This is a genomic window from Oscillibacter sp. (assembly GCF_031978065.1).
Lineage (GTDB): Bacteria > Bacillota > Clostridia > Oscillospirales > Oscillospiraceae > Oscillibacter.
Genome location: NZ_DALZCH010000097.1, coordinates 1 through 12,077 on the forward strand (window position 1 = coordinate 1; position 12,077 = coordinate 12,077).

At 52.9% G+C, this 12,077-nt stretch carries 12 protein-coding genes; 5 read left to right on the forward strand and 7 right to left on the reverse strand.

Translation table 11 applies throughout. The features are described from left to right. Positions 1-28: 28 nt before the first annotated feature. The 5 genes from RTK01_RS12970 to RTK01_RS12990 form a co-directional block, all read right to left on the reverse strand. Positions 29-1,051, reverse strand: coding sequence for an ATP-binding cassette domain-containing protein (locus tag RTK01_RS12970; protein ID WP_312281385.1), 1,023 nt, complete (start codon positions 1,049-1,051; stop codon positions 29-31). Further along, a complete protein-coding gene (locus tag RTK01_RS12975) occupies positions 1,048-1,749 on the reverse strand; it encodes a GTP-binding protein (protein WP_312281386.1) in 702 nt (233 codons plus the stop codon). The genes RTK01_RS12970 and RTK01_RS12975 overlap by 4 nt, the downstream gene beginning before the upstream one ends. Before the next feature lie 2 nt (positions 1,750-1,751). After that, on the reverse strand, positions 1,752-2,999 hold the full coding sequence (locus RTK01_RS12980) for an ABC transporter substrate-binding protein (protein WP_312281387.1): 1,248 nt from the start codon (positions 2,997-2,999) through the stop codon (positions 1,752-1,754). 222 nt (positions 3,000-3,221) lie between these two features. Beyond that, complete coding sequence (locus tag RTK01_RS12985) at positions 3,222-3,662, reverse strand: DNA starvation/stationary phase protection protein (protein WP_312281388.1); 441 nt, start codon at positions 3,660-3,662, stop codon at positions 3,222-3,224. 51 nt (positions 3,663-3,713) lie between these two features. Further along, on the reverse strand, positions 3,714-4,334 hold the full coding sequence (locus RTK01_RS12990; RefSeq protein ID WP_312281389.1) for a superoxide dismutase: 621 nt from the start codon (positions 4,332-4,334) through the stop codon (positions 3,714-3,716). Positions 4,335-4,440: 106 nt separating this feature from the next. On the opposite strand from RTK01_RS12990, the gene RTK01_RS12995 reads away from it, so the two are divergent. Next, entirely contained in the window at positions 4,441-4,839 is a 399-nt protein-coding gene (locus tag RTK01_RS12995; protein WP_312281390.1) for a hypothetical protein, read from the forward strand. A gap of 52 nt (positions 4,840-4,891) precedes the next feature. Then, positions 4,892-5,548 (forward strand): metal-dependent transcriptional regulator, encoded by a 657-nt coding sequence (locus RTK01_RS13000; RefSeq protein WP_312281391.1) that lies wholly within the window; start codon positions 4,892-4,894, stop codon positions 5,546-5,548. Positions 5,549-5,756: 208 nt separating this feature from the next. Here RTK01_RS13000 and RTK01_RS13005 read toward each other — a convergent pair whose 3' ends face one another. Beyond that, positions 5,757-7,433, reverse strand: a complete 1,677-nt coding sequence (locus RTK01_RS13005) for a DEAD/DEAH box helicase (RefSeq protein ID WP_312281392.1) — start codon at positions 7,431-7,433, stop codon at positions 5,757-5,759. A 59-nt stretch (positions 7,434-7,492) separates the two neighbouring features. Next, positions 7,493-7,645: a hypothetical protein gene (locus RTK01_RS13010; RefSeq protein ID WP_294856055.1), complete on the reverse strand. Its 153-nt coding sequence runs from the start codon at positions 7,643-7,645 to the stop codon at positions 7,493-7,495. An 891-nt stretch (positions 7,646-8,536) separates the two neighbouring features. On the opposite strand from RTK01_RS13010, the gene RTK01_RS13015 reads away from it, so the two are divergent. The 3 genes from RTK01_RS13015 (at position 8,537) to RTK01_RS13025 (ending at position 11,709) form a co-directional block, all read left to right on the forward strand. Then, positions 8,537-9,640 carry an iron-containing alcohol dehydrogenase family protein gene (locus RTK01_RS13015; protein WP_312281393.1) on the forward strand — a complete coding sequence of 368 codons (1,104 nt, stop codon included), beginning with the start codon at positions 8,537-8,539 and terminating at the stop codon, positions 9,638-9,640. Positions 9,641-9,675: 35 nt separating this feature from the next. After that, positions 9,676-10,746, forward strand: coding sequence for a bile acid:sodium symporter family protein (locus RTK01_RS13020; RefSeq protein ID WP_312281394.1), 1,071 nt, complete (start codon positions 9,676-9,678; stop codon positions 10,744-10,746). Between the two features lie 357 nt (positions 10,747-11,103). Next, on the forward strand, positions 11,104-11,709 hold the full coding sequence (locus RTK01_RS13025) for an ECF transporter S component (protein WP_312281395.1): 606 nt from the start codon (positions 11,104-11,106) through the stop codon (positions 11,707-11,709). Positions 11,710-12,077 lie beyond the last annotated feature (368 nt).

Consider the following 12,077-nt stretch of genomic DNA (forward strand, 5'->3'; position numbering starts at 1 on the left):
ATCGCCCCTGTTTTTAATTACGGGCACCTTACTGCCCAGCCCCTTGCCGATTTAAGTCAGCGGCGGAAAGCGCGCTTCCGCTGCGCAGCTTATGCCGCGCGTGCTGGACCACGGCGTCCATTTTTTCAAGTTCCGCCAGAAGGGTCTTTTCCTCGGGACTGGTTTCAACCACCTTGCTGATGCCGCCGTTTTTAATGACGATGCGCTTGTCGGCAATCAGAGCCAGCAGCGGGTCGTGGGTCGCCATCAGCACAATTTTGTCCTCGGCCACCAGCAGCTCCAGTGCCTTCTTTCGGTCAATGCCCGCGTTTTCAATCTCGTCGATCAGTACGATGGGTGAGGAGCTCAAAATTGCGGTGTCCGCAATCATCAGCGCCCGGGACTGTCCGCCGGAAAGGCTGGTCACGGGAGTGTCCATGCGGAACTGCTCCCCCGCAAGGTTGTTGGCCTCTTCAATAATGCGGTCAATCACTGCGTCCGGGTCCTCCCGCAGACGGCTTTGGGCGTGAAGCTCCAAAAATTCCCGGACGGTCAAATCCATCACGAAATTCATGTTCTGTGAAAGCTGGGCCACCAGCTTGTTGTTGGAGGAAAACCGCCACTTGTTGTCGGGAACCTCCTCGTTGATTAAAATGCTGCGCCCGGTGGGGGTATCGTTCTGGGCGGCCCACTCGATATCCGCCAGCAGGCGGCTTTTTCCCGAGCCGGTGGGGCCGACAATGGAGACAATTTCGGAGGCGCGAATTGTGAACCGCTCAAAGCCCTCTGCTCCGCCGGACTTGTCATGTCCGGGAAGAATGGTCAGCGAGTGCACCTGATTGGACGCGCCCAACCCCAGAAACTCCTGCATCTGGGCAATAAATACCTCAAGGTCAGAGAGGAGCTTTTCCCGGTCAATGGCCAGATCCTCCAGCTCGTCCTGCGTGAAATGCTCTAAATACTGGGGAAAGGTCATCTCTTCATAGCCGGAGACGTCCAGCTTATTCTGCTCGAAATACGCCGCCGCGTAAGGATACTCCGCCAACAGGCGGGCAATGCTCAAGTCCATCATTTGCCGTCCACCCCCAAGTCCATTTTCTTCACGTTGCCCATCTGGAACGCCTCGCCAATGCGGGTTTCTCCCAGACAGTAGGAGCAAAGCGCCGCGGGCATGGGAAAGCGAAGCTGCATCCCCTGTACCGAATCCACCTTCTGGGACTCGTCGTAAATCAGGGTTCCCAGCTCGTAGGCCCCTTGGCCCGTCAGGCCGTTGACGTGCATGGTGACGGCCTTTGGATTCACTGAGCTGACCCGGGAGGCAAACACCTCCCGCTCCGCCTGAGAAACAATGTCCCCCTTGGTGATGACCACCAGATCAGCGGACTTCAGCATGGGTCCGATTTTTTTCGGCGTGTTGATGCCGGAAAGATTATCAATGACGCACACGCCCTTGATGTCCTTGATATAGGGCGAGCAGCGGTTGCACAGTCCGGCAGATTCGCTGATGAGCAAATCCAGCCCCGCGTGGTTTCCCCAGCGGACGATTTCCTCGATGTTGGACGCAAAGAAATGGTCGGGGCACAGCGCGCCGGAAAGTCCCTTTTTCACAGGCACGCCCGCCTTTTCATAGGCCACGTCGTCGTCGGTATACAGACAGTCGAATTTCACCACGCCCACCCGGATGTCCCGGCTTTGCAGAGACGCGATGGTTTTCAAAATGACCGAGGTCTTCCCCGACGAGGGAGGGCCTGAAAAAATCGTCAGATTCATATTCAATCCTCCTTATATGCCTGAAAAAACAGCTCCTCCGTGGTTTTGATCAACTGCCCGATGTCATGCTGGTGGATATAGTCCCACCCCAGCCACATAAAGCCCTGATCAGGACGCAGGCCATTGTCCACCAGCGGATTGGTGGAGGGGAATTTGCCCCCGGAGGTGAAGACCTCCCCCACCTCCTTTGAGAACAAAAAGTCCACAAAGGGCTTGATCTTTTCTTTGGACGCACCCTTTGCCAGAAGGAAAATGGGGCTGACAATCGCGCCGTCCTTGGGCCACACGGGAATCATAGGGCCTTTGGAATCCAGCATCTGTGTGAAGAAATAGGGAGCAATGGTCACGGCGGGAACGGCGTTCTCTCCCCTTTTAATGTGGGATTTCACCATCTGGGCGGGGTGCATACTGCGCAGCATGGCGCGGCCCAGCTTGGTGACGCCCTCTTTGCCGTAATAGCGGTAAATGTGCAGCAGCAGCGCATTGAACAAATCCAAATCCCGGGTGGGAAGAGACACGCTGTTTTCAAACTCCGGGCGGAGCAAATCCTCCCAGCTTTCAGGGCAGGGCCGTTCCCCCAGCGCGGCGGTGTTCACCATGAAAATGGCGGGAACCACGCCGATGATGGCATACTGCCCTTTCGGGTCCCTCAGGCTCAGGCGCTCGTTTTCAAAATCCGGGTTCAAATGCTCCACGCCGGAGATCTCCTCGAATACTCCCGCGTCCCGATACTGCCCCATCAGTGTCTGGTCGAAAAACAAATCAAAGCCCGCCGACAGGTACAGATCGGACAGTCCTTCAGGGTTTCCGCCCGCCTCCAGCACCCGCGCCTTGATGTGGTCAAGGCCCATGCTGGCGGCCTGTAAGCTGTAATCCACTTCAAAGCCAAAGCTGTCCTTCTTTTCGTTAAACCAGCCTTCAAACCGCTCCAGCAGAGGAATACGGATGGGACAGGGCAGCACGCCCTCGATGCGTACATCGGCCCCGGTTTCCTTTTTCATCTGGGTAAGTCCCGTGGAAACGCTGTACTGGCTTTGCTCAATTGCGTCCTCCAGCTTTTTCACAAACAGCTCCACATTGATTTTTTTGCTGCGCAGGGCTGTTTCCAGTGAAATGGTTTTGCCCAGCGTTTTTCTCATCATCTCGTTTTTTAGCGGCTCAAAGCCGTTGGCCGCCAAAAAGGCAATCAGCTCCGGGTATTTCTCCGTAATATCGTAAATGCTGTCCGTCACCTTAAAATAATTTGCCATAAAAGCCTTCCTTTCAGGTCTGTTTGGTTTTGTCTGCTCTTCGCTTGTATCTGTTTTTTATATCTGAAGTATACCACGGCAGGGTAATTATCCACGTTGTTTTTCCAACGTTTTAAAATTTTTATGTAAGTCCGAGCCAACCTGCCTGTTAACACAAGAAAACAGTACGACCATGAAAGCCGTACTGTTTTCTGTATTTTTTTCCGGTATGGAGAAATCCGACTATCCCAGATAAGACTGAAGCATCCACAAAAGCTTTTGGTATTCGCTCAAATAGCCGTTAAACTGATCGGCCGTGGCGCCGTCGCCCGCCTCGTCCGCGAGCTGCGCAATCTCCTTTGTGTCCCGAATCCAGTATTCCACGTCTGACATAAGGCTCCGCATGGTGTCCTCCGAGGAAGCAGGCACGTCCTCCCGCTCCTTAATGGTGGTCATGGTCAGCGCCTTTTTCAGGCTGGCCACCGGGGATTGCCCAAGAGCCAGCAGTCGCTCAGCCACCTCGTCAATGATGACCGCGGTCTGGTCGTAAAGACCCTCCAGCTTGGTATGGAGGGTGAAGAAGCTCCGCCCTTTTACATACCAATGGAGATTGTGCAGCTTGATATAGGCAACCTCCTGATTGGCAAGGTATACGTTCATTTTTTCATACAAGTTTGCGCTCATAAAGCACTCCTCCTTATTATTATTTTATCGCTTGCAGGGCAGCTGGGACGGTTATTCTCCCCGCTTTACCCGCTCATAGTTCTCCGCCACCGTATCCCAGCGAACAACGTTGTAAAACGCCTTCACATAGTCGGCACGCAGGTTTTTATACTTGAGGTAATACGCATGCTCCCACACGTCGATGCCCAGAATGGGGACATAGCCCATTTCCTCCATGAGGGGGTTGTCCTGATTCGCGCTGGAGGAAAGCACCAGCTTTCCATCACGATTGGCGGACAACCATGCCCAGCCGGAACCAAACTGGCCCGTGGCCAATGCTCCAAGCTTGTCCTGAAGAGCGGAAATGCTTCCGAATTCCTGCTCCAGCAGCTTTGAGAAGGCTCCCGTGGGTTCCTTCCCACCGTCGGGCCCCATGGTGGAGAAATAAAGGTTGTGGTTGTAAAACCCTCCGCCATTGTTGCGGATGGCCTGCCGAACAGCGAGGTCCTCAATGTCCCCCAGCGAGCGCAGCAGCTCTTCAATTTCCTTATTGACGCCGGCCTTTGCCACCGCGTCGTTGAGGTTTTTCGTATATGCGGCATGATGTTTGGAATAATGCGTCTCCATGGTCAGCGCATCAATGTGCGGCTCCAGAGCGTCGTAAGCATAAGGCAGCTTATATTGTGTGTACATATTTAAACCTCCTGAATTAATTTTGGTTAGCTATTGCTAACTAATGTAATGCCATTATATCCCACATATTTTCGGAAAGCAAGTCCTCCGTGACAAAAGACGCAAATTGTTTACAATTGGCAATCACTCGCGTAATCAGATGCGCACATCTTCCCAGTCGCCAGAAAGACTGGCACCACCGCTTAAATCATGGAGCGTCTCACAAAAACGGGAAAGCAATGCAAAATTCAGATTGAAACGCCGCACGAAGTGGCGAAGCGTTTCCAAACGGGAAGGTGCAGGCGATATTGCCTTCATATTTTTTAAAAAGCCCTTGCAGTCAGACGTGTTTTGGCATATACTTAAAATATATTTAGGTATGCCTAAAATCAACGACGTGTGGATAACGAATGGAGAAGCTATGGATGCTTATATAAAACGGCTGCTGCTTCGTAAGATTCCGATATTGACTGCAATCGCTCTGGTTCTGCTGTTTGGCACGCTTGCAAAGCTGTTTGCAGGATAGGACTTCCAGCGGCACGGTGCAGTGCAATTGCGAAAAAGCGGAGGGAAACGATATGACGCCGAATAAAGAAGACTACTTGAAAGCCGTTTATAAGCTAGGCGGTGTGAAAAATCTGGTGAGTAATAAGCAGATTGCGGAAGCTCTTCAGATTTCGCCCGCCTCGGTGACGGAAATGCTGGGGAAAATGAAAAAGGAGGGGCTGATTCATTATGAGCCCTACAAAGGCTCTCGCCTGACGGACGGCGGTGTGAGCGCCGCCATCTCTTTGGTGCGCGGGCATCGCCTTTGGGAGGTGTTTCTCATGCGCCATTTGGGGTACTCTTGGAGCGAGGCCCATGAGGACGCGGAGCTGTTAGAGCACATCACTCCCCCCCGGCTGATCTCCCGTCTGGACAACTTTTTGAATTTCCCGGCGTACTGTCCCCACGGCAGTGCGATTCCCCATCCTGACGGGCAGGTGGACACGGTTCCGATGCAGCCGCTAAACCTTCTCCCCGTGGGTGTACCCTCTCATATCCGCCGGGTTACCGAGGAAAAGGAGCTGCTGGACTATCTTCAAACCAGCGGCGTTGAAATCGGAAATTCTGTCTGCATACTTGAAGCAGCCGCCTATGAGGGGCCGCTTACGCTTGGACTGGAAGGTAAGCGCGTTCAGATTAGCTTCAAGGCCGCCTGTCAAATTTATGTGGATCAGGCAACGGAGCTATGATCCCAATTCATTTTTAACAGAAAGCTTCTTTTAAAAGACGCTGGCAAATGGTCAAGCTCCCGCCCAAAGCTTTTTGCAAAGCAAAAGGCCCTCTCCTTCCGGAGAGGGCCTTTTCTTTAAAAATAATGCGCTTAAAACCAAAGTGCTTTATCTGATATAGCAATTGCAGCGGCTGCTGTCCGCAGCGATCAATACACCGGGCGCATGTTTACGCGCCAAAGGTACGATGTTTCGCCTTTTTGGCCCAAGGTTTGCCAGCGACGAGATGCACAGGTTTCTTTCGGATCTGCTGCTCCGGAACGGGCATTGCATGGACCGGCTTGCCGCAGATTTTGCACCCCCGCATGGCCCGCATAACCTCTTCCAGCAGGTCGGCGGGAACCTGAACGGTGGTAAAGGATTCGGAAATCTGCACCTTACCGATGTCGTGAGAGCTGATGCCCGCCCGCTCTGTGACAGCGCCGACGATATGCCGCTCCGTGGTTCTGCTGGCCGATCCGATGCTGATTACAAAGGAGGCCATAGGACGGCGCTCCTGCACCCTGGCTTTTTTTCCCGAAGGCGTGGGGACACTCAGGTCCTCCAGCGTCTTGGTGTCATGGAGGTGAGAAAGGCCCAGCAGCGTGACGGCGATGCGCTCCGGCGCATGTCCGCGCCGAATCAGCTCCTCCACCACTTCCGTATGGAAAGGAAGGGGTTCCGACTTCATGGCCAGCTCCAGCTCCTTGAGGGTCCGTTCACGGCTGACCTGCTCAATGTCGGACACTCTGGGCAGGGAAATCGCCTCGATGCCGGAACGAGTGCGCGCGGCCAGCCGCTGAAGCTGAATCACCTGCATCCGTCCGCAGCAGAGGGTCACCGCTGTGCCGGCCCGTCCGGCCCGTCCGGTCCGTCCGATGCGGTGGACATAGGAATCGGGTTCCTTCGGAATATCAAAATTGATTACATAGTCAAGGTCGCTGACGTCGATTCCCCGGGCCGCCACGTCGGTGGCCACCAGAATGGAGACGCGGCCCTGACGGAAGCTGTTCATCACCGTGGTACGCTGAAGCTGCTTCATATCTCCGTGCAAACCCTCCACCGAGAATCCGGCAGTGCTGAGCTGCTCGGTCAGCTCGTCCACCATGGTCTTGGTATTGGAGAAAATGATGGCCCGGCAGGGCTGATAATAATGAAGCAGAAGCGTCAGTGCTTCCGGCTTCTTCTTCGGGGGAATTTCCACGTAGACCTGCCGGATATTTTCCAGCGTAATCTGTTCCCGGTTGATCTCAACGCGAACCGGATTCCGCTGAAACTGCTGGGCAATGGTCAGGATTTCCTCCGGAATGGTCGCGGAAAACAAAACGATCTGCCGGGTTTCCGGCACATCCTGCAAAATGACCTCGATATCCTCCCGGAAGCCCATGTTCAGCATTTCGTCGGCCTCGTCCAGAATCACCATTTTCAAATGGCTCAGATTCAGGGTGCCGCGGCGCATATGGTCCATAATCCGGCCCGGAGTGCCAATGACCACGTTGGCAGACTGCAATTCCCGGAACTGCCCCCGATAGTCTCCGCCGCCAAAGATATCGGCAACGTTTACATAGGGAAGGTGACGGGCCAGCTTGCGGATTTCCCCGCCGCACTGGCGTGCCAGCTCCCGTGTGGGAGAAAGCACCAGCACCTGTACATTCCGGGAATCAGGCGAAATGCACTCCACAGCGGGAATGCCGAAGGCCACCGTCTTTCCGGTTCCGGTTTGGGAACGCGCCAGAATATCAACGCCGGTGCGGATCAGAGGGATGGACTCCGCCTGAATATCGGTGGCTTCCGTAAAGCCCATCTCTGTCACCGCTTCCAGCAGTTCCTCGGAAAGGGCGAGTTGGGAAAAGGTTTGATTTGTCATGGATTTCCTCGTTTCAATCAATTTTAAGTATCCTGCTTATAAAGTCTCTTCCCCCTGGGTCAAGGGCTTTTGGTGCTCTTTTTTGCAGGGGCTCTTTTCTTTAAGGCGGCCTTCTGTTCCAGCAAGGCGCGCTTTTTTTCTTCTTCCTCCGCAAGGCGGTTATTCAGCTCTATTTCCGCAAATGCCTGCGTCAGCTTCATCTCATTGTTCATTCGATCCTTTGCAGCAGGGTTGCATAAACTGAGAAAAGACTTAAATGCCGCGGGATAAAAAAACTTTTTTGATCCACTCTCTTCCGCAAATTGGACCGTTATCGTTGACGAATCCTGAGCAATAATCGTCCCGGTTCCAAATTTCGGATGATTTACCTGTTCGTGTACAAGATTGATTTTAACTCACCCATTCATCCAGTTTTAACGAGCGGCAATCTATCCAGCCGCTTCGCTTTGAACGCTATGACTTGCAGTAGTGAACGCTCCAATAAAAACAAAACTCACATATTTTGCGGAACATCAAAACAATGTCCTACAAAATATGCGAATACCAAGAAATTATATTGAGTGCTTTTATAATAACACATTTAGTTATAGTTGTCAACCGCCAATTCCTTTGCGCATTCAGTATGCGGCGATTTCGTCGGCTTGAGCACAGGCGCCAGCCGAAACTGATTGAGCCGGATAAAAGAAAGCTTTTGCCTGAAATGTTGTGTTTTGCATAATTATTTTTAACAGATGCACTGTAATTATGGCAATGTCGCCATTGACATTTAGCGCTTTAGTTTGCTATTCTTAAGAACAATAAAGGCAATGACGAAGAACGCCGACGAAAGATGGTCCACAGAGAGCCTGCGTATGCTGAAAGCAGGTAACCGGGTATCGTCCAAGCAATCCCTTCTGAGCCGGCGACCGAACACTTTGGTAAGTAGAGTCGCACGCGCAGGCTGCGTTAGTGCCATGGGCTTGTTAGAGCCTGTAAAGTGGCATGGTTTCACCGCCGTGCAATTTGAGTGGTACCGCGGAGTTGATTTACAGCTTCGTCTCAAAGTAAAACTTTGGGACGAAGCTGTTTTTGTTTTGTCCCGTAAAATTAGGAGGATAATTACTATGAGCTACACCAACTGCCTGCCCGCCTGGAGCGTTGGCCCCGACTGCTACAAGGACGTTTACGGCATTGTCCGCCGCTTTGGCAAAACCGCCGCCGTGATTGGCGGCAAAACCGCGCTTTCCAAAGCATACGAGCCGCTGAAGGAGGCCCTGAGCGGCTCGCCGCTCACGTTGTCCGAGCCTGTTTGGTACGGCGACAACGCCACCTACGAAAATGCCGCCGCGCTGGAAGCGCTGGACGCCGTCAAATCCGCCGATATGCTTTTCGCCGTGGGCGGAGGACGGGCGGTAGACACCTGCAAGGCCGTGGCCGAGCATCTGGATAAGCCTTTGTTCACCTTCCCCACCATCGCCTCCAACTGCGCGGCCTGCACTGCCATCGGCGTGTTTTACAATGCCGACGACACCTTCCGGGATTACTTCTACCCCACCCGCTGTCCGGAGCATACGTTCCTGAACACGAAAATCGTCGCGGAAGCGCCGGAGGCCCTGCTGTGGGCCGGAATCGGCGACGGGCTGTCTAAGGAGTGCGAGGTAGAGCTGGCCTCCCGCGGGCAGAAGCTGTTTCACACCACTCTGCTGGGCGCCCAGCTCGCCCACTCCTGCACGAACCCCATGGTGCAATACGGCGCCACAGCCATGGAACAGTGCCGTCAAAACACCCCCGGCTATGAGCTGGAGCAGGTTTCCTTGGCCATCGTGATGTCCACGGGCATCGTTTCTAACCTGACCACGGACGCCACAAAGTATTATTACAACAGCAGTCTGGCTCACTGCGTCTATTACGGCGCCACAATGGTCCCCGCTTCCGGTGGAAAGCATCTGCACGGTGAGATTGTGGCCTTCGGCGTGCTGACCCTGCTGACCTATGACAAGCAGTTTGAGGAACGCGACCGCGTGATGCGCTTCAACCGCTCCATCGGTCTGCCCGTCACGCTGGGCGAAATTGACCTGTCGGAGGAAAACCTTCAGACCATCGCGGACAAGGCCGCCACCGTACTGGAGTGGACAAAGGCCCCCTACCCCGTCACAAAAGAGGCATTCATGCAGGCTATGCGGGACGCTGACGCCGCAGGCAAGGCCCTGCTGGCTGCCGAGCGGTAACCGCCGTATAGCCATATTTAAAAGGAGAGAGTACAATGAAAGCGATGAACCGTGTTGCCGATCTTCTCAACAAAAATCTGGCGCTGCTGGCTGTCGTCGTGGCGGCGTTTGCGCTGATCGTTCCCTCGGTGTGGGTGAAGCTGGCGGGCAGCGTCAGCGTCAATCTGGCGTGGGTGCCGTTTATGGGCACTTACTTTCCAAAGCTCAGTCTTGTGAATCTGCTGCTGGGCGTAATCATGTTTGGCATGGGAATGACCCTGCGTGCAGAAGATTTCGCTCTGATTCTGCGCCGTCCCCGGGACGTACTGATTGGAATTTGCAGTCAGTATGTGTGCATGGCGGGTTTCGGCTGGTTGGTTGCGAAGCTGCTGACTTTGACCGGCGTGGGCGGGCCGGAGGTCTGTGCCCAATTGGCGGTTGGTCTGGTGCTGCTGGGCTGTGTGCCGGGCGGAACCGCTTCCAACGTCATGACCTTTCTGGCCCGGGGCGACGTGCCCCTGTCCATCACCATTACCATGTGCACCACCCTGCTGGCTCCCGCGCTGACGCCCGCGCTGACGTTGGCTCTGGCTGGACAGTGGGTCGAGGTCAATTTCTGGAGCATGTTTTTCTCCATTGTTGTAATCGTCCTTTTGCCCATCTTTCTGGGACTGGCTGTACACGCCGCCATCGGTAAGCTGGTGGAACAGATGAAGAAGCTGCTGGTGCTGGTTTCCACCGTCTGCATTCTGCTGGTGATCGGCATGTGCGTCGGCCCGAACCAAAGCAGCTTCACCCAGAACGGTCTGGCAGTGGTGGGCGTAAGCGTCATGGCCGTGCTGCTTCACCACGTTCTCGGACTGCTCGCGGGCTATGGCATTGCAAAGGTCTTCCACTTCAATGAGGCCAAGGTTCGCGCGCTTTCTCTGGAGGTGGGTCTGCAAAACAGCGGCCTTGCCTGCACGCTGGCAAACTCCTCCTTTCCCGGTACCATGGCGATCCTTCCCTGTGTGCTTGCCACCGTGATTCATCAGGTGGTGGGCCCCATCGTGGCCAATATGTTTGCCGCCAGAGACGCGAAGGAAGCACCGGAGCCGCGGAGCGCTGCCGCTCCCTCGGAGACGTAATCGTATCTCGCCTCGGCCACACCATCACACCGGATATGCATCCCTCACATTTTTTATAAAGTGTAATTTCAAAAATCTCAAATTCATATAGGCTCTTATAACAGCCGAAGTTACCACAGACCTATGAGACGGACCTCAGGAAGAGTTTTCCCGAGGTCCGTCATGCATTTCCAGATATTTGAATAATCCTTTTACTTTATGCGTCTGCCCTATGCGGTTTGTATCCGCTTAAAGCAAGCGCTTCAATGATTGACTCCAAATGCTCTCAATGGTATATTATTGACAAATGCAAAACCCGGCTGCGAAGGTTCTGACACGTGTATTTATGGAATCAAATTGCGAAGGGATGCTATCAGAATGCGGCTGCTTTTTGCGGTCTTGTCTTTTCAGATTAAAAAGCTAATTCAAAAGGGGATTTTTATGCAAACCAAGTCATTGAGAGAAATTATATTATCCGGGCTTTTTATTGCCAGCGGTTTAATTCTGCCAGGCATATTTCATGTATACGGAATGGGGTCCACGTTTTCTCCCATGCATATTCCTGTGTTGCTTGCAGGCTTTTTTCTAAGTATTCCATACGCAATTGCGGTAGGCGCTTTGACGCCATTTTTAAGCTCTGTTTTTACAGGGATGCCCCCCATTTTCCCAATTATGCCCTACATGGTTTTTGAACTTGCGACTTACGGGACAATTGCAAGCCTTTTGTACAGGAAACTAAAAGTGAATGTGTACATAGCACTTATTGGCAGCATGATTGCCGGACGGATTGTGGCAGGATTTGCTGTTTGGGTGCTTGCAACCTTCTTCGCAGCAAAGCTTCCCGGGCCCATAATTTTCATATCAGGCGCAGTAACGAACGGTATTCCGGGAATTGTCTTACAGCTTGTATTTATTCCTGCATTGGTGATGCTACTTAATCGATACAATATAGTGCGGAGAGACGGAATCCGTCATAAACCATAATATCTTTTCCAATTACTTGCGAAAAAGAGGATACCATTTGCCACAATAACTCCGAGACGCTAAATGAGATTATTGATATGGCTTACATTTGATGATGAACAGATGTTTGTTGTAATTGGTCAAAAATAAATCCATGTGCTGGTGACCATCTCCATCAAACGGTGGAACGCTGGAACTCTGAAAACACCTTTTATACCCTGCATTTTTTAAAATTGACATTGCTGTCTGAAAGCACTGACTCTCTGTTTGAGTTCAGTGCTTTTTAGTTTTCAAAATATTTTGATGAAGAGGATGCTTTGTAACCTTTCGGTACTCTCATTTGTATTATTGGTGAAAGGCTTTTCAAACAGATCGGAGCATGCTTATGA